This is a genomic window from Galenea microaerophila, assembly GCF_054657255.1.
In genome coordinates this window covers 723,897-740,210 of sequence record NZ_BAAHWZ010000001.1, presented here as the reverse complement: position 1 = coordinate 740,210, position 16,314 = coordinate 723,897, and the positions used below count along the sequence as shown (strand labels likewise).

The 16,314-nt window shown below is 46.1% G+C and carries 19 protein-coding genes; 10 read left to right on the top strand and 9 right to left on the bottom strand.

Going from position 1 to position 16,314, the window contains the following annotated elements; translation table 11 throughout:
* Positions 1-49: 49 nt before the first annotated feature.
* Positions 50-529, bottom strand: coding sequence for a peptidylprolyl isomerase (slyD, locus tag ACYQ05_RS03615; RefSeq protein ID WP_459818414.1), 480 nt, complete (start codon positions 527-529; stop codon positions 50-52).
* A 93-nt stretch (positions 530-622) separates the two neighbouring features.
* Here slyD and ACYQ05_RS03610 point away from each other — a divergent pair, with 93 nt between their 5' ends.
* Positions 623-1,054, top strand: coding sequence for a CopD family protein (locus ACYQ05_RS03610; RefSeq protein ID WP_459818413.1), 432 nt, complete (start codon positions 623-625; stop codon positions 1,052-1,054).
* 49 nt (positions 1,055-1,103) lie between these two features.
* Here ACYQ05_RS03610 and ACYQ05_RS03605 read toward each other — a convergent pair whose 3' ends face one another.
* Positions 1,104-2,177 (bottom strand): hypothetical protein, encoded by a 1,074-nt coding sequence (locus ACYQ05_RS03605; protein ID WP_459818411.1) that lies wholly within the window; start codon positions 2,175-2,177, stop codon positions 1,104-1,106.
* Positions 2,178-2,378: 201 nt separating this feature from the next.
* Here ACYQ05_RS03605 and rimO point away from each other — a divergent pair, with 201 nt between their 5' ends.
* A complete protein-coding gene (gene rimO, locus ACYQ05_RS03600) occupies positions 2,379-3,749 on the top strand; it encodes a 30S ribosomal protein S12 methylthiotransferase RimO (protein WP_459818409.1) in 1,371 nt (456 codons plus the stop codon).
* Entirely contained in the window at positions 3,749-4,105 is a 357-nt protein-coding gene (locus ACYQ05_RS03595) for a DUF3392 family protein (RefSeq protein WP_459818407.1), read from the top strand. Before rimO ends, ACYQ05_RS03595 begins: the two co-directional genes overlap by 1 nt.
* An 18-nt stretch (positions 4,106-4,123) precedes the next feature.
* Here ACYQ05_RS03595 and greB read toward each other — a convergent pair whose 3' ends face one another.
* Entirely contained in the window at positions 4,124-4,609 is a 486-nt protein-coding gene (gene greB, locus ACYQ05_RS03590) for a transcription elongation factor GreB (RefSeq protein WP_459818405.1), read from the bottom strand.
* 45 nt (positions 4,610-4,654) lie between these two features.
* On the opposite strand from greB, the gene thpR reads away from it, so the two are divergent.
* On the top strand, positions 4,655-5,290 hold the full coding sequence (gene thpR, locus ACYQ05_RS03585; protein ID WP_459818403.1) for an RNA 2',3'-cyclic phosphodiesterase: 636 nt from the start codon (positions 4,655-4,657) through the stop codon (positions 5,288-5,290).
* Here the strand turns inward: thpR and ACYQ05_RS03580 are convergent.
* Positions 5,234-5,494: a hypothetical protein gene (locus tag ACYQ05_RS03580; protein ID WP_459818401.1), complete on the bottom strand. Its 261-nt coding sequence runs from the start codon at positions 5,492-5,494 to the stop codon at positions 5,234-5,236. The genes thpR and ACYQ05_RS03580 overlap by 57 nt on opposite strands.
* Before the next feature lie 53 nt (positions 5,495-5,547).
* Here ACYQ05_RS03580 and ACYQ05_RS03575 point away from each other — a divergent pair, with 53 nt between their 5' ends.
* Complete coding sequence (locus tag ACYQ05_RS03575) at positions 5,548-5,862, top strand: YqfO family protein (RefSeq protein ID WP_459818400.1); 315 nt, start codon at positions 5,548-5,550, stop codon at positions 5,860-5,862.
* A gap of 29 nt (positions 5,863-5,891) precedes the next feature.
* On the opposite strand, the gene ACYQ05_RS03570 is transcribed toward ACYQ05_RS03575, so the two are convergent.
* Positions 5,892-6,689: a hypothetical protein gene (locus tag ACYQ05_RS03570; protein ID WP_459818398.1), complete on the bottom strand. Its 798-nt coding sequence runs from the start codon at positions 6,687-6,689 to the stop codon at positions 5,892-5,894.
* Positions 6,690-6,847: 158 nt separating this feature from the next.
* Between ACYQ05_RS03570 and ACYQ05_RS03565 the strand changes: the two genes are divergently transcribed.
* From ACYQ05_RS03565 to ACYQ05_RS03545, 5 genes are read left to right on the top strand one after another with little or no spacing between them, the layout of a single operon-like run.
* Positions 6,848-7,108 carry a hypothetical protein gene (locus tag ACYQ05_RS03565; protein WP_459818396.1) on the top strand — a complete coding sequence of 87 codons (261 nt, stop codon included), beginning with the start codon at positions 6,848-6,850 and terminating at the stop codon, positions 7,106-7,108.
* Positions 7,109-7,116: 8 nt separating this feature from the next.
* The gene (locus tag ACYQ05_RS03560; protein ID WP_459818394.1) at positions 7,117-7,800 is read left to right on the top strand and encodes a metal-dependent transcriptional regulator; all 684 of its coding nucleotides are present in this window, start codon (positions 7,117-7,119) and stop codon (positions 7,798-7,800) included.
* Positions 7,790-8,872, top strand: a complete 1,083-nt coding sequence (glnL, locus tag ACYQ05_RS03555) for a nitrogen regulation protein NR(II) (RefSeq protein WP_459818392.1) — start codon at positions 7,790-7,792, stop codon at positions 8,870-8,872. Before ACYQ05_RS03560 ends, glnL begins: the two co-directional genes overlap by 11 nt.
* Positions 8,869-10,296: a nitrogen regulation protein NR(I) gene (ntrC, locus tag ACYQ05_RS03550; RefSeq protein ID WP_459818390.1), complete on the top strand. Its 1,428-nt coding sequence runs from the start codon at positions 8,869-8,871 to the stop codon at positions 10,294-10,296. Before glnL ends, ntrC begins: the two co-directional genes overlap by 4 nt.
* The gene (locus ACYQ05_RS03545; RefSeq protein ID WP_459818388.1) at positions 10,296-11,162 is read left to right on the top strand and encodes a hypothetical protein; all 867 of its coding nucleotides are present in this window, start codon (positions 10,296-10,298) and stop codon (positions 11,160-11,162) included. The genes ntrC and ACYQ05_RS03545 overlap by 1 nt, the downstream gene beginning before the upstream one ends.
* Here the strand turns inward: ACYQ05_RS03545 and ACYQ05_RS03540 are convergent.
* From ACYQ05_RS03540 to mutS, 4 genes are all read right to left on the bottom strand, one after another.
* Complete coding sequence (locus tag ACYQ05_RS03540; RefSeq protein WP_459818386.1) at positions 11,149-12,066, bottom strand: RluA family pseudouridine synthase; 918 nt, start codon at positions 12,064-12,066, stop codon at positions 11,149-11,151. The two genes, ACYQ05_RS03545 and ACYQ05_RS03540, sit on opposite strands and share 14 nt — an antisense overlap.
* Complete coding sequence (locus ACYQ05_RS03535) at positions 12,059-12,466, bottom strand: hypothetical protein (protein ID WP_459818384.1); 408 nt, start codon at positions 12,464-12,466, stop codon at positions 12,059-12,061. Before ACYQ05_RS03535 ends, ACYQ05_RS03540 begins: the two co-directional genes overlap by 8 nt.
* Positions 12,467-12,754: 288 nt before the next feature.
* Entirely contained in the window at positions 12,755-13,621 is an 867-nt protein-coding gene (locus tag ACYQ05_RS03530) for a tetratricopeptide repeat protein (protein WP_459818383.1), read from the bottom strand.
* The gene (gene mutS, locus ACYQ05_RS03525) at positions 13,606-16,236 is read right to left on the bottom strand and encodes a DNA mismatch repair protein MutS (protein ID WP_459818381.1); all 2,631 of its coding nucleotides are present in this window, start codon (positions 16,234-16,236) and stop codon (positions 13,606-13,608) included. Before mutS ends, ACYQ05_RS03530 begins: the two co-directional genes overlap by 16 nt.
* Between the last annotated feature and the right edge of the window lie 78 nt (positions 16,237-16,314).

Here is a 16,314-nt window from a genome sequence, read left to right as displayed (position 1 = left end):
ACAATCACGCTTTATTTAGAGCGTGATCTTTGAATTTATAGGCTAGCTTTTACTGTTGCTGTTCACCCGCATGGGCATGACCATGCTCAAGTTCTTCTTCTGTTGCATCGCGGACGGCCACGACTTCGATATCAAAAGTTAAATCCTGACCTGCCAGTGGATGGTTACCATCAACGGTCACACCTTCGTCAGTGACTTCAGTGATTTCAACAGATTGAGGGCCTTGTTCAGTCTGTGCTTCAAAACGCATGCCCACTTCTAGGTTTTCAACGCCTTGAAACATCTCTTTTGGAATGCCTTTTTGCACGAGGGCATCATGGCGTTCACCATAGGCTTCTGCTGCAGGAACGGTCACCGTAAATTTATCGCCCGGTTCTTTTCCTTCTAGCTCCTTTTCTAAGCCTGGAATAAGGTTGCCGTGACCATGTAAATAGGCCAAAGGCTGTCCATTAGAAGCGTCAAGAACGTTCCCTTCTTTGTCTTTCAGCGTATAGTTGATCTCAACAACCTTATCTTGTTCAATTTTCATTTTTAATTTTTCCTTGTTGGTTTAAAGTTATAATCTATCTTCTTACGAAGATCAAAGATTGAAATAAATTGTAACAATTTAATAGGGGGAAAAATGCAAAATTTATTGTTATGGCTCATCGTTTTTCACATTTTATTTGTCATGTCGTGGATGGCTGGTCTTTTTTATTTACCCAGAATTTTTGTCCATTATGTAGAAGGGCAAGAAAATGGGGAAGGTGTGGATCGATTGGTAGTGATGGCGCAAAAACTTTATAAGTTTATGACCTTAATCATGATGTTTGCGATTGGCACGGGGATTGCGCTTTGGGTGCTTTATTTCCCTGCGACAGCCGGTTGGCTGCATGTTAAAGTGACGTTGGTGCTTTTATTGTTGGCCTATCATTTATGGTGTAAGGTACAAGTTAAGCGCATGGCAGAGAATCATCAACTCAATCACACGGGTGTTTTTTACCGTTGGATGAATGAAATTCCACTTTTTCTTCTGTTTGGAATCTTGGTATTGGTCGTGTTTAAACCGTTCTAGATATGAGTGCCGAGGGGAGTCTTCCCCTCAAAAGCATGCTTAAGGTCTCTTAAAATTGATAACTTAACCGCAAACTGGCAGTGGTAATATTTTTGGCAATTGAAGTGTTACGGAAATATTGCACGGAAGGTGTGATATAAAAATCCGCCTTCAAAGGTTGGTAGCGCGCATAGATTTCATAAGCTTGTGTATCATCGATATTGCCATAGGAAGCGGATTGATAGCTGCCGGCAGCACCACCGGTCCATTGCGTATTGTATTGATGTTGAATACTTAAGCTTAACACCTTATTCAATTCATTGACTTCTGGACGACTATAGCCTAAGCGAAAAGCAAAGGTGTTTTGACCCATTTGATGTGAACCGGTTAAATAAAAACCGTAGTTATTCAGGTCATCTTGTGTGGTTTTTTTGAGGTGGGTGTGTTTCCCTGTGTGTAACCAAGCGCCACCAGAGAGTTTATGAATAGGTGTTTCCATGAGTTGCGTTTCAGCAATAAAAAAACCACCATCTTTATCCGGCGCGAAACTGTATTTACCTTCTTTGTCACCTATTCCTTTTCCTGAGAAGGCACCGAGAGTGGTTTTTAAATAAGGTTTTAAACCGATATTTAAGCCGGTGACCACACCGACTGTATAGTCTGGGAACTCGATGGTTGGATTGTTGGTGAATGGTGCAGCGAGAAATTGTGTATTCTCATCATTCATGATCTCATTGCCATCAAAAAAAGCGGTGGCATCCATTAAGCCGAAACTGATTTGATCTATGGCTGCGTGTTTAACAGCATAATCTATGTTGAGTTCAGAAATTTGTATGCGGCCATTATTATTTTTGTCTACGGCAGAAAAGGCATCTGCATTGACATCCGAAAACTGTGCGGTAATGCTCTTATCATCTGGTGTGGCATTACCTTCTAGATGTAAATTGATTTGCCAATCTTGTTTTTGATAATGGACGACTAGATCTGCAGAGGCAGAGAACCCAGCCTCTAATTTTTTGAGGTCACTCTTCTGGGCAACGGCCGTGATGCCGCCTTCATAACTAAAAGGGGGGGGTTCTGCTTGTGCAGCCGAAGTGGTGGCCAAAGCCATTGCGATCGCCAGTCTAATTTTGTTTAGAGTCATCTTTCAAAGTTCCTTTAAGGTTATTTAAGGTTATAGAGAATTAAACAATCGTGAGCCATTATAATGGCAAGCTGTATTCATGTAAATAGTAATTATTTACATTTGAGAATCTATTTATCCAAGGTTTTGTTGAGGATTCATTCACTGAAATATGGATAAGTTGATAAAATAGTGCCACTGTCATTAATTCGAGGAAATCTGGTGTCAAAAGCGCAACCAACGATTGGGATTGTGAGTTTAGGCTGTCCCAAAGCCACTGTAGATTCGGAACGCATTCTGACGCAACTGAGAGCAGAAGGCTACCAGTTGACGAATGATTATGAAGAGGCGGATGCCGTGATTGTTAACACCTGTGGATTTATTGATTCGGCGGTACAAGAGTCGCTGGATACCATAGGTGAAGCCCTTGAAGAAAACGGCAAAGTGATTGTCACCGGCTGTTTAGGCGCGAAATCTGACGTGATTACTGAAGCCCATCCTAAAGTGATGGCGGTTTCAGGGCCAGCGGCATATGAGGAAGTGTTGAATGCGGTTCATGAAGTGGTTGCGCCACCAGCGCACAATCCTTACATTGATTTGATGCCACCTCAAGGCATTAAGTTGACACCTAAGCATTATGCTTATCTCAAAATATCTGAAGGGTGTAATCATCGTTGTACCTTTTGTATTATTCCCTCAATGCGTGGCGATTTGGTCAGTCGTCCAGTCGGAGAAGTGTTATCAGAAGCGAAACGACTTAAAGAGGCGGGCGTCAAAGAGCTTTTAGTCGTTTCTCAAGATACGGCAGCTTATGGCGTCGATTTTAATTACCGAACGGATTTTGCAGAGGGGCGTCCCACCAAAACCTCCATGCATGGTTTGGCTGAAGCCTTAGGCGAACTCGGTGGGGTGGATGAATTTTGGGTACGGCTGCATTATGTCTATCCCTATCCCAATGTGGAAGAGGTCATTCCGCTGATGGCTGAAGGCAAAATTTTGCCTTATTTAGATATGCCCTTACAACATGCGCATCCGCGTGTACTTAAAGCGATGAAGCGTCCTGGTAATATTGAGAAAACGCTTGAACGCATTCAACGTTGGCGTGAACAAGTGCCGAATCTGACCATTCGCTCTACTTTTATTGTCGGGTTTCCGGGGGAAACGGAAGAAGAGTTTCAAACGTTGCTCGATTTTTTGCAAGAGGCCAAACTGGATCGAGTGGGGTGTTTTCAGTATTCCCCGGTTGAAGGGGCGGTGGCCAATGAGATTGCGGAGCAGGTCCCTGATGAGATTAAACAGGCTCGCTATGAACGTTTTATGTTGACCCAGCAGCGTATCAGTGCCGAAAAGATGCAAGCGAAAGTTGGGCAAGTCATGCAGGTGTTGGTGGATGAGATTGACGACGAAGGCGCGGTCGCACGTTCTATGGCCGATGCGCCAGAGATTGATGGATTGGTGTTTATCCCGGATGCGTATGAGCTCAATCCAGGAGAGTTTGTGACCGTCAGAATTACCGATGCAGATGAATATGATCTTTGGGCTGAGCCGGTTGAGAGCGCCAAGCAAGAAATAAAAGCGATCGAGTTATCCTAATGGCAGATGTATGGCAACAGATTGAATCAAACCTCTTGCAACTGATGGTTTGGTTCAGTCAACTATTAGAACCTTATTTTGAACTATTGGCCTTTGCTTGGGTTGCAACGCTCTTGGTCATTTTTGGGAATGACTTACTCAAATGGCTGAAAAAACAACTCGCAAATTTGGGGCTGTTCTGGCGATTGACGCTTTTTGTGTTGATCAGTGCTTTTGGGTTTTCGTTGTTAATCAATTATGGCGTGCCGTTTATCCAGGGTGGCCTTTATGCGGTGGCGGAAGCTTGGCGTCCGCTTCTGATTATTTTTGCCTTTTATCTTCTGGGTTATTTCGCCCAAAAACGGGGCTTATTGTAAAATTCCCATGAGCGCTTCTTAAGCGCGCTCTTGAGGATAATGAATGTCGGTAATGACCCAATGTTTTTTTCCTTCTGGCGTGTGTACAACAACTTCATCTTCTATGGCTTTGCCAAGACAGGCACGTGCAATAGGGGCTTTAAATGATACGTAGCCCTCTTCTCCATAGATTTCTTCTGCACCGACAATGCGAAATTTAAGTTGTTCACCCGCTTCATCTTCTAGGGTGACCCAAGCACCAAAATAGACCTTGCCTGCTTGTCTGGGATGAAACTCAACCACTTGTGCATTTTCAAGTGTTTTGCGTAAAAAACGAACACGTCGGTCAATTTCGCGCAAGCGTCTTTTATTATATTGATAGTCGGCATTTTCAGAACGATCTCCAAGACTGGCTGCCCAGCTGACAATTTTGGTAACTTCAGGCCGCTCTTTACGCCAAAGATGATCTAGTTCATCTTTAAGTTTTTGATAGCCTTCGGGTGTGAGCGGTTGTGGTTTTTTCATGAGTTTATAATGATTAAAAAATCAGGTATTGTATCCTGTTTTCAAATGAATCAAAATAGACAGATGCGAGGATTTATCGCCATCCCTTTAACTGAGGCAGATCGCCAACAACTCCAGTTGGCGGTGACTCAAATCAAGAAACAACTGTCAGCTGATGAACAGCAACAGGTGCGCTGGGTGCCACCTGAAAATTATCATATGACGCTCTACTTTTTAGGCAATGGTTTTTCTGAAGCACGGATTCAGCGTATTCAACAAGGAATGAAAACGTGGTTGCAGGCAGGGTGGACAAGTTTTGAGGTCGAGCCTATTAGGTTAGAAGCTTTCCCTTCTGTTCAACGGCCTCGGCATTGGGTGGTGCGCGTAGAGAATGTGCCCCCTTTACAAGCTTTATATCAACGAGTGCTAAAAGGTGTGGAAGCCTTAGGTTTTCCAAAGCCCAGACAGGCGTTTATCCCGCATATTACCGTCGCGCATTTAAAAAAAGGTGTGTTATTGACTGAAGCTCAGAGGGCAATAAAGTCGATGTCTGCCATAAAGGTGCAACAGGTTTGCTTATTTAAAAGCGAGCTGAAACCGAGTGGGGCAGTTTATAAGCCCTTGTATTGTGTGCCCTCTACGGATTTACATGCCACCGATTTTATCGTTCCAAAGGCTGCCGTAGATGAGTGCAAAGAGTAATCCGATTAAGAAGACGATATACCAGTTTCGGTGACGCAGTTTTTCTATCTGGCTCTCTTCATCGGGACGATCTTTAAAGTAAATATACATAAAGCCAAGTGCTGAGATGAGGCCTGCAATGTTGGCAAAGACCACACTTCCCGTGAAGGCGGAAGTTAACCCAAGAGCTAGAATAATGATAAAAACAATCAGTAAATTTCGCATGGGGCGCTCCTTAGATTTTTGTGACTGTTATTTTAATAGATTAGGAGGTTGGAATGTATAAAATCGGATTTTATGTGCCTGAAAGCCATTTGGAGCAGGTGAAGCAAGCGATGTTTGTAGCCGGCGCTGGTAAAATTGGACACTATGAGCAGTGCAGTTGGCAAGTGAAAGGGCTGGGACAGTTTAAGCCAATGCCAGGTAGCCATGCCTTTATTGGAGAAGTTGGAAAGGTTGAAACCCTAGAGGAATATCGAGTTGAAATGGTCTGTGAAACCGATAAAATCCAGCAGGTCATTATAGCCTTAAAGCAGGCGCATCCCTATGAAACGCCCGCCTATGATGTGGTTAAAATAGAGATTTTTGAATAAAAGAGTTGTTATTTACGCATACAAAGGTCTTACGCATTTTTAGCCGTAGAAACATCTCGTGCAATGGTTTCTAAAGTCGGCACCGAAAGGTGATGCGTCTGAGCCATCTTTAAAGCTCTTGCTAAACGAGCAGGTGCAGAGCGACCCATACATTTGTGCTCTGGGTCGCCATCAAAGGCTTCTAACATGCCGTCGATGAGACTTTCTTTCTCCCATTGAATACCGGTCAGTGCTGACTGGATTTTCAGGACATCTTCCGCGACCGCTTCCATCAATTCAGCGTGTTCATCGCGCAGCTGTTGCACAGTACAGCCCTCAGGCAGTTCAAGTCCGGCGATATTGGTGGTCAAGATATAGAGATTTTTGCGCACCAATTCATAGGTCATCTCTTCAAGGCTATCCACCAGATAACTGGGTAAATCTAAGGTGGCTAAAGCATCAAAGACTAAACGCGCGTGCGGTCCCCATATTGGAGAGGGCAGCACCACTTTGCTGTCCATCCCTTTTTTCTTTTCAAACCAAACGGAAATGACAGTGGGCGTTTCAATTTGATGTTGTTGCCAGTCTCTAGGCAGCAGTTCATTTTGAATCAAAATGGTGCGATCTTTCCATACTTCAGGCAGTTGTTCGAGCACAGGATGGAGGTCATTTTCCCCAACCGCAATTAAGACCGCTGTTGGCGCTGTCACCTCTTGCGCGACGCTCTCCATAGACATTTGTCGAGTCACGGGGATGACAGGATAGCCTGATTTTAAAAAGCCACGCGCAAAAACGCTGCCCAGTTCCCCTAAGCCGACCACAACAATTGGATTTGCTAATGTTTTCATTCTTAATTCCTTTTCAATCATTTTCATTTTGTCTGCACTATAATGGAGACCTTTACACGGGATGACGCCACGGCTAAAAATGGCTAAAATTTTAGCGCGCACAGCACTTATTGCAAAGGTCGCATCGTGAATTAAATCATTTAAGGAAAGTTTACCGCATGTCTCATCAACCGAAAAGAGCGCCTTTTACCTGGCATTATTATTTGATGGCTTTAGGTGTCTTAATGGCATTATTGGCATTGACGCTTTCAGCTTGGGGCAGTGCCATTGCAGCCTTAGGCTTTGCGTTTGTTTTTTTACCAAATTTGCTGTTTAAACTGCATACGCGGATTATTTTGGCGATATTATTTGCGGTGGTCTATGTGATGGGCTTTCCGCCAGCCGATGTAGTGATTGAAATGATGAAGACAAATCAGTAGGTGTTGAGATGGGTGAACAGCAGCTCAGTCGAGCCATTGAGGACATTTTAAAAGCAATCTATAAATTGTCGGAAACCCAAGAAGATGAAAAACAAGGGGTGTCGACGACACTTTTGGCAGAGCGCTTGGGGGTGTCTAAAGCAAATGTTTCCATGACCTTAAAAAAGCTGGCAGAACGCGGGCTGGTTGAGCACGCGCCCTATTATGGTGCACATCTCACGGAAGCCGGGCGTCGGGTGGCAGTGGGGTTGATTCGTAAGCATCGGATTTTAGAACTCTATCTGGTGGAAAAGCTGAACTATGGTTGGGATGAAGTGGATGCAGAAGCGGAAGTGTTGGAGCATACGATTTCCGATAAGCTGACACATCAGATGTGGCTGGCTTTGGGCAAACCCACGCATGATCCTCATGGTTCCCCCATTCCGTCGGCCGATTTTGAAGTTCCAGATGAACCTTGGTTTCCTTTAAGTGAAGCAGAAGAGGGGGCGCTGGTGGAAATTCAACGGATTCGCAATGGCTCGCCAGAAGCGTTACGCTATTTACAATCTTTAGGTTTGATGACTGGGCAGGTGGTTAAGGTGATCAGTAAAGCGCCACTGAAGGGACCCATCACCTTACAGGTTGACGGGAAAGCACAGGTGGTGGATACCCGCTTAGCAGAAACCATTGGAGTCAAGCCGCATGCCACATAAAAGTACGGCTTTGACGACAAAACAGCAGTTGGAGTTATTAGAAAGTCTCAATGGCGCGGTGATTTGGTTGGACCAGCAGACCCGCATTCGCTATCTCAATATTGCTGCCTCAGAATTGCTGCAGATCTCAAGTCGCCAAGCGCAAGGTGTGCTTTGGCGTTCCGTCGTGCCGAACCTATTTCCAGAAATTGAGTCGATTCGAGATGAAAAACTGACCGTGCATGAATATACCTTGCAGCGACCGGATGCGAGTAAATTGCGCATCAGTGCCACCATCGTACCGTGTGAATTGGAGGATCAACCAGGCTGGCTATTGGAACTGTTTAATATTGAACGTCATCAGCAGATTACCGAAGAGGATGAGCGCTGGCATCAATATGAGGCGGGTAATATGTTGGTGAAGACCTTGGCACATGAAGTCAAAAATCCGCTGGCTGGTATCTATGGCGCGGCGCAACTATTAGAAAAACAGTTACAGAAGCAGTCACAGCCGCAGGCAGAGAAAACGGTGCGTTTTACACAGGTGATTCTGAAGGAAGTGCAGCGATTAGAGAACCTAGTGAACCGCATGCTGGGGCCTGAACTCAATATGGAAAAACAGCCGGAAAATATTCATTACCTTATTCGCTATGTGTTGGAGGTGTTAGAAAGCAGTAAACCGAAAAATGTGGCGATTAAATTGGATTATGATGCCAGTATTCCAGAAATTGAAATAGCGTTTGAACCGATGGTGCAAGCTTTAATGAATATTATTCTGAATGCTTATCAAGCGATGGAGAAACATGGCGGCATTTTGACCATTCAAACGCGTGTTGAACGAAAATTTACCCTTGGAAATGCCACGCACCCTCTGGTGGCAGTCATTTCGATTACGGACGAAGGCGAAGGGATTCCGCCAGAGATGTTTGATTCAATTTTTTATCCGATGGTGACCAGCAAAAAAGCCGGTACTGGCTTGGGACTGCCTGTCTCGCAAAATATTGTACGCGCTCATGATGGGCTGATTGTGGCCAGTAGTGAGCCGGGGGAAACCTGTTTTAAAATTTATTTACCTTTAGGTGTGACAAAATGAAAAGAAAAGCACAAGTACCGGTGGTATGGATCGTGGATGATGATGCTTCGGTGCGTTGGGTGCTGGAGGCGGCTTTAGAAGACAAACCCTATGAGGTGTATGCATTTGACAGTCCGCTACAAGCGTTGCAACATTATGAGCAAGCACCGCCCACCGTGGTCATTTCCGATGTGCGGATGCCTGAGATGGATGGCCTGACCTTTATGGAAGCCCTGCACGAGCAAAATCCAGATTTGCCCGTCATTATTATGACCGCGCATGCAGACTTAAGTACGGCGGTGAAAAGTTATCAGAGCAAAGCTTTTGAATATCTACCGAAACCGTTTGAGGTGGATGATGCCATCAGTTTTATTGAGCGGGCGATTAAAAAGCAGTTTTCGGGTCGTAAAATCTCAAGCAAGAAAACAGCCGATAAACAGCCCCTCAATATTATTGGGGGCGCACCGGCGATGCAGGAGGTGTTCCGTATTTTGGGACGGGTTTCCCAGCTAGATGTGACCGTGCTCATCAATGGCGAGACCGGGACCGGTAAAGAGCTGGTGGCCAAAGCGCTGCATGAACTGAGTCCACGAGCGCATCAGCCTTTTGTCGCGCTGAATACGGCTGCCATTCCACGAGATCTTTTAGAGTCCGAACTCTTTGGTCATGAAAAGGGGGCTTTTACGGGGGCGAACAGCCAACGCATTGGCCGCTTTGAAGAGGCCAATGGTGGCACGCTGTTTTTAGATGAAATTGGGGATATGCCGGTGGATTTGCAGACCCGGTTGCTGCGGGTGTTAAATGATGGCAGTTTTTATCGGGTTGGTGGGCGTTCGCCGATTCGCAGTGATGTCCGCATCATTGCCGCAACGCACCAAAATATGGAGCAGTTGGTACGAGAAGGTCGATTTCGGGAAGATTTGCTCTATCGTCTGAATGTGATTCGGATTAAGGTGCCCGCTTTAAGAGAGCGGCGAGAGGATATTCCCTTACTGTTGCAATTCTACTTAGAAGAAGAGGCGAAAACCTACGGATTGGAAGAGAAGCAGCTCAGTAAATCGGTTGAAAAATATCTCTCAAGCCTCCCCTGGCCAGGCAATGTGCGTCAACTGCGGAGTCTATGCACCTGGCTGACCATTATGGCACCAGACAAGGTGGTGCAGATGGAGGATCTCCCTTTGGAATTGCAGCAGGGACACCTGCCATTGACGGTCAGTGAGCAGGAAACGGATTGGGAGCGTCCGTTGTATCACTGGGCGGAAAACTTTTTAGCTGAGGGTAAAGAAGGGTTGTATACAGCGGCAGAACCAAAAATGGAGAAGGTGTTAATAGAAGCGGCTATGAAGGCGAGCCTGAATCATCGGCAGAAAGCGGCCGTTTTGCTTGGCTGGGGGCGCAATACCTTGACGCGCAAGATGCAAGCACTGGGATTGGATAAAGACTGATGCTGAAAGAGTTATGGCAATCCTTGACCACCCCTGTGCAAAGTCCAGAAGTAAAAAAAATGGGTTTTTTGCATGAAACCATTGCGATGGCCGCGCGAAGAGAGCGCTGTTTTTCCACCTGGCAGAGCCATTATCAGAATTGTCAGCGCGCCATTTTAAAGTTGGCCAAAGCGTGTGAAGACAAAACGTGTATGGTCATTTTGGGAGCAGGTTCTCTGCAAGATATACCGTTGCCTCGTTTAGCGAGCCAATTTCAAAAAGTGATCTTAGTGGACATTGTCTTTTTAAAAGAGAGTCGAGACTATGCTCAACGTTATGCGAATGTCGAGCTGCATGAAATTGAAATCACCGGTTGGGTGGCGCCGATCTATCGCAAAGAACTGACCAAACCCTCGAGAATTAAAGCTACCTTGGTACAGATTGAGCAACACCTGGGCAAAAACAGGGCGGCGGCTGCGGAAAACGCCAAATTCCCCAGTCCTGCCAAGCAGTTGGCGTCTATTTGGGCAGAAAACTCGGTTTCTGCGGTGGTTTCCTTAAACTTGATTACCCAAATTCCTTTAATTCCAGTGCGCTGGTTGATCGAACAACAGCAGCTTCCAGAGACTTTAGCCGGTGAAGTTGGCACTCTGATCGTCAAGCAGCATTTGGATTTTTTACAGCAGCAGTCCTGCCCAGTCTGTTTGATTGCAGATCGAGAAGACATTGAATTTAACCGAGCGGGAAAAGTGCTCGACCGCTGGGATCCCACTTGGGAAGTGTCCCTGCCTGAACCTGAAAGGCAGTGGGAGTGGGTGTTAATGCCATTGGGTGAGTATGACCGCAATAAAGGGCAAAAAAATCTCGTGGGGGTTAGCTATTTTTAGCTTTTAGCAGTGCCTTTTCAGGTTCCCAAGCCAAGTTTATTAAGGCTTGCCACTCGGGTTTACAGAGCAAATTAAAGGTCTGTTGCTGCTGAGTGATCGGGCAGGGAAAGCTTAAAAAGAAGTTGCTGAGCTGCATATCTACTTTAGGCTCTGTTTGAGTGTGTCCATAAAGCCGGTCGCCAACTATGGGGTGCCCTAAGGCGGCACAGTGGCGGCGAATTTGATGTTTGCGGCCGGTTTCAATTTGAATCTCTAGCAAACTTCTGCGCCCTTGCGCATCTGTTTCAGTGGTGAGTCCTTGCAGCCAGCTTTTGGCAGGCTTGCCGTCAATAGGCAGATCGCATAGCTGGTTTTGCGGCATAAATTCGCCTTCAACCCAAGCCAGATAACGCTTTTCGGTTTGTCGACTTTCGAACAGTTGGCTTAACTGCGCCGCGATTTTTTTTCCGTGGCCGAGTAATAGAATGCCATCGGTGTGACGGTCTAATCGATGAATAATAAATGCTGGCCGCTGTTGCGCATCATGCATTTCTACCCAACGATAAAGTGCATGCGCATCGCTCCATTTACTGCCCTGTGATGCCATCCCTTTGGGCTTATACCAAACGGAATAGTCGTCATAGTCGGCTAAACACGTGGGGGTGGGCGCTTGGGTGTGCAGCAGTTCCGGTTGATAATATAAAAAGAGTTGCTGTCCTGGATTGAGTTGCTTTTTGGCACGCCGGACTCTTTCAGGTTTGCGCTTTGGCGATTGTAGCCAAACACTGCCATTCTTGAGCAGCTGTTTTAGGGTTTGCTGGCTAAGTTGATGCTGTGTCAGCTGAGTCAGTACATTTAACAGCGTATCCGGCTGGGTGACTAAAAGGTCATATTGACCTGCTTGCTTTGCTGAAAAATCAGTCACCCTGTTTGCTTCCTAAAAGATAAGCCTCGATCAGTGCCTGTTTTAAGGCGTCTTCAGACGTTAACTGATTTTTATATTTTGCCAATAGCTTTTCAGTGGCTTGTGCAGCCTGTTGCGTTTTTCGCGCCTTTTCGAAGCCTTCCCAGTCAAAATGCGTGCCATCTTCAGAGATAAATTGCGCTACAACAGGATCCTCACTGCTGAAATGTACTGGTTCAACCTCAAGAATTTCATAGAGATAGCTGTATTGGTCAATGTTATTTTGCGTCGCAATATGGTGGTAAACTGGAATGGGGTTTTCCGGATCATAATGTAAATGATCGAGATCCAGCGTCCCTTTGAGGGTTAAGTTTTCGCCTTTAAAACTGGTTTCAATTTGTGCATTGAGCGGGGTCGTCATAATGATGGTTAATACCTTATAAATAGAGACCTTTGCACGAGATGGTTCTACGGCTAAAAATGGCTAAAATTTCCCCTATCGTTGTTGGAAAACTTGGCAATAGATGGCTATTGCCAGCGTTTCCCGCCTAGATATGGAAAATTTTTTCTCATTTTTAGCTCGCATCCCACTCATGCAAAGGTCTCAGGGGAATTAAGCTGATTGCTTAAAAGTTCCCAGGGAAAATTAATCAAGTTTCTTGTTTATAGTTTGCAGGCATTGGCTCTCTGCCAATGCCCTATTGTCACTTTAAAAAAGCAGGTTTTGTAACTTGCGCCGATAGGTGTTGACCAACTCAGGTTGAGAGGCTTGCAAGGCGTCAAATAGCTCGAGTAGGGTTTGACGGGCAATGCCATCTTTATAGTCGCGATTGACCATAAACAGTTTGAGTAAGGTTTGCATGGCTTCCTCGATCTTATTATGTAGCATGAGATAGCCAGCCAGATCATAGAGTGCCTCCGCATTATTGGGGTCTTTTTCTAAAGTTTGTTGAATCTGTTCAATATCGCCAGCTTCAGCCACAATGCTGGAGAAGCGTAAAATCAACCCAAGTTCTTTCCCTTCAGGGGATTTTTTCGCTTCATCAGGCAGTTTATTAAACAGAGCTTGCGCCTTATCCATATGACCGGTCTGCAGATACATCTTCACCAGGTCTAAATGAACCTTGTAATTATTGGGGTTAGCTTGAGAGGCTTTGCCCAGCAATTCGGTCGCTTCTTCATAGCGGCCTTCAGCAAAGGCTTGTTGCGCTTGCAAGCGAAGCTCTTCGGACTCATCAGGTTTTAGGTAAGGTTCTAAGGCTGCTTTAAATTCAGTAATTGGCAAGGCGCCTTGCAGCTCTTTGACCACTTCTCCTTTATGGAAAATTTTGAAATGAGGAATGCCCCGAATCTGGAATTGAGCCGCCAGTTCCTGTTGCTCTTCAGTATTGACTTTCGCCAAAATAAAACGCCCTGCCCACTCTTGCGCCAGCTGTTCTAAGAGGGGCATCACTTGTTTGCAGGGACCACACCAAGGCGCCCAGAAGTCAACTAAGACCGGCAAGTGCATGGAGTTTTCAATCACCATTTGTTGAAAATTTTCAGGGGTAATTTCGACAATCATTGCTTGTGACATTCATCTTCTCCATTAACGGTTTTTTTTAAGTCGTATAAAGTCTCTAATGCTTGTTTAGGGGTCATCTCATCTGGATTTATTTCCATAAGGGCTTTTTTCAGTTTTTCAAGTGCAAGCGCCTCGGCAGAGGGAGGAGGTGGAGCGTCTATTTCAGCAAAGAGATCAAATTGTGGACTGGGCGCTTGCGCTTGCTGTGCACTCTGTTTTTCCAGCATGTTGAGCAAGGTTTTGGCGCGTTGAATGACCGGTTTAGGAACGCCTGCCAGTGCGGCGACTTGTAGTCCATAGCTTTGTGAAGCGGGCCCCGGCTGCACTTGGTGCAAGAACACAATTTTATCCTGATGCTCCATTGCGGTCAGATGCACATTACTGACGGTGGTAAAGGACTCAGCCAGTTGGGTCAGTTCAAAATAGTGTGTGGCAAAGAGACAGTAGCCTTTGATTTCACTGGCCATCTGCTCTGCAATCGCCCAAGCCAGCGCCAAACCATCAAAGGTCGAAGTCCCACGGCCGACTTCATCCATTAGAATCAAGGAATGCTCCGTGGCATGGTGCAAAATATTGGCCGTTTCTGTCATTTCTACCATAAAGGTAGAACGCCCTGAGGTCAGATCATCTGAAGCACCAATGCGGGTAAAAATGCGGTCCACAGGCCCAATGGTTGCGCCAGCAGCGGGCACATAGCTGCCCATATAGGCCAAAATCACAATTAAAGCCGTTTGCCGCATATAGGTCGATTTGCCCCCCATATTGGGACCGGTAATAATTTGCAGTCTTTTTTGTTCGCTAAAAAGGGTGTCATTGGGGATAAAAGGCTCTGAAGAGAGCGCTTCCACCGTTAAATGGCGACCTTGTTCGATTTGAAGGACAGGGGCATTGCTAAATTGAGGGCAATTGAGGTCGAGCGCTTGTGCTTGATAAGCGAGATTAGAGAGGACATCCAGCTCAGCGATCGCATCCGCCAAATTTTGTAAGGGCTCCAGATGTCGATTCAGCATTTCGAGTAGTTGCTGATAGAGCCATTTTTCTCGTGCGAGCGCTTTTTCACCCGCGCTTAACACCTTATCTTCAAAGGTTTTTAATTCTGGCGTAATGTATCGTTCTTGCGCTTTTAGCGTTTGACGGCGCACATATTCAGCCGGTACCTGCTCGCTGTACTGTTTGCTGACCTCAATATAGTAGCCATGTACACGGTTATAGCCAACCTTAAGCGTGGGAATGCCGGTGCGTTCTTTTTCCCGTTGTTCAAGTGCAATGAGATAGTCGCCGGCTTGCGATTTCAAGGCGCGCAGTTCGTCCAGTTCTGTATCATAGCTGTGTTTAATCACGCCGCCATCTCGAATCAACATCGGTGGGTTATCAATAATGGCACGATCGAGTTCATCGGCCAGCTCTGGCTGGGGAGTTAAGGCGTGTTGCAGGGCTTTTAACTTTTCACTTGCAAGAGGGGTGAGGGTTTGATAGAGCGCTGGTAACGCCTTTAAGGCGATCCCCAATTGCAACAGATCACGAGGTCGTGCATTGTAAAGCGCGACGCGGCTTAAAATGCGTTGTAAGTCACCGATCGGTTTCAGCTGGCTTTGCACAGTTTCATAATTTAAATTTTCAAGCAGCTCTCCAATCGCCTGTTGTCGTTGCTGCAAGGTTGGAAGGTGGCGCAAAGGTTGGTTGAGCCAGCGACGCAGTAAACGAGACCCCATAGCGGTTTGACATTGGTCCAGAATGGCAAATAGGGTATGCGCTTGTCCCCCTTGTAAATTTTGGTCCAGCTCTAGATTGCGGCGACTGGTGGCATCCAATACCAAGGCGTCGGTGGCTTCATAGCTGTGCAAACTGGTGATGTGGCTAAGCTGATTTTGCAACATGGCATTGGCATAGTGCAGAATGGCACCTGCTGCCGCCTGAATGGGTAAACTTTGCTCACAGCCAAAAGCGGTGAGGTCTTGCGTTTGGAAATGCTGAATCAAGCGTTGACGACCCGCTTGCGGTTCAAAATGCCAAGCAGGATAACGCACCCAGCGCGTGCTGGCATATTCAGAGCTTAGTTGCGCTAGACGTTCATCCGTTTCATCGGGGATTAAAATTTCGGCCGGTTTGAGCCGTTCTATTTCTGCTTGAAGCGCTTGAAAATCCTCTAAGGCTGTGGCTTCAAAACGACCGCTGGAGACTTCTAAAATCGCCAGTCCAAAGGTCTGATTAACCACGGCTATGGCGGCCAATAAGTTTTCGCTACGCTCTTCAAGAAGCGCTTCTTCAACTAAAGTGCCAGGGGTGATAATGCGGACCACTTTACGTTCCACTGGCCCTTTTGAAGTAGCTGGATCCCCAATCTGTTCACAAATCGCGACCGATTCCCCTAACTTGACCAGTTTGGCCAAATAGCTTTCCGCCGAATGGTGGGGGATGCCCGCCATGGGAATCGGTTGTCCAGCAGATTTGCCGCGCGCAGTGAGGGTGATGTCGAGCAGTTGCGACGCCTTAACCGCATCTTCATAAAACAGTTCATAAAAATCCCCCATGCGATAAAACAGCAGGTGATCCGGATGTTCGGCCTTTACCTTTAGATACTGTTGCATCATGGGCGTGTGTTGTGCAGTGGTCTCTTTTTTGGGCATCGGATTGCAAAATTCTAAATAAAAAGGGTATGCTAACTTAAACGCTCAGCAAAGTTAAGTGGGCGTGGAAGGTGAATC

Excerpts from the sequence above, each read along its gene's own strand:
- slyD (WP_459818414.1), bottom strand. The coding sequence starts at position 529 with ATGAAAATTGAACAAGATAAGGTTGTTGAGATCAACTATACGCTGAAA.
- ACYQ05_RS03610 (WP_459818413.1), top strand. The coding sequence starts at position 623 with ATGCAAAATTTATTGTTATGGCTCATCGTTTTTCACATTTTATTTGTC.
- ACYQ05_RS03605 (WP_459818411.1), bottom strand. The coding sequence starts at position 2,177 with ATGACTCTAAACAAAATTAGACTGGCGATCGCAATGGCTTTGGCCACC.
- ACYQ05_RS03595 (WP_459818407.1), top strand. The coding sequence starts at position 3,749 with ATGGCAGATGTATGGCAACAGATTGAATCAAACCTCTTGCAACTGATG.
- greB (WP_459818405.1), bottom strand. The coding sequence starts at position 4,609 with ATGAAAAAACCACAACCGCTCACACCCGAAGGCTATCAAAAACTTAAA.
- thpR (WP_459818403.1), top strand. The coding sequence starts at position 4,655 with ATGAATCAAAATAGACAGATGCGAGGATTTATCGCCATCCCTTTAACT.
- ACYQ05_RS03580 (WP_459818401.1), bottom strand. The coding sequence starts at position 5,494 with ATGCGAAATTTACTGATTGTTTTTATCATTATTCTAGCTCTTGGGTTA.
- ACYQ05_RS03575 (WP_459818400.1), top strand. The coding sequence starts at position 5,548 with ATGTATAAAATCGGATTTTATGTGCCTGAAAGCCATTTGGAGCAGGTG.
- ACYQ05_RS03570 (WP_459818398.1), bottom strand. The coding sequence starts at position 6,689 with ATGAAAACATTAGCAAATCCAATTGTTGTGGTCGGCTTAGGGGAACTG.
- ACYQ05_RS03565 (WP_459818396.1), top strand. The coding sequence starts at position 6,848 with ATGTCTCATCAACCGAAAAGAGCGCCTTTTACCTGGCATTATTATTTG.
- ACYQ05_RS03560 (WP_459818394.1), top strand. The coding sequence starts at position 7,117 with ATGGGTGAACAGCAGCTCAGTCGAGCCATTGAGGACATTTTAAAAGCA.
- glnL (WP_459818392.1), top strand. The coding sequence starts at position 7,790 with ATGCCACATAAAAGTACGGCTTTGACGACAAAACAGCAGTTGGAGTTA.
- ntrC (WP_459818390.1), top strand. The coding sequence starts at position 8,869 with ATGAAAAGAAAAGCACAAGTACCGGTGGTATGGATCGTGGATGATGAT.
- ACYQ05_RS03545 (WP_459818388.1), top strand. The coding sequence starts at position 10,296 with ATGCTGAAAGAGTTATGGCAATCCTTGACCACCCCTGTGCAAAGTCCA.
- ACYQ05_RS03535 (WP_459818384.1), bottom strand. The coding sequence starts at position 12,466 with ATGACGACCCCGCTCAATGCACAAATTGAAACCAGTTTTAAAGGCGAA.
- ACYQ05_RS03530 (WP_459818383.1), bottom strand. The coding sequence starts at position 13,621 with ATGTCACAAGCAATGATTGTCGAAATTACCCCTGAAAATTTTCAACAA.
- mutS (WP_459818381.1), bottom strand. The coding sequence starts at position 16,236 with ATGCCCAAAAAAGAGACCACTGCACAACACACGCCCATGATGCAACAG.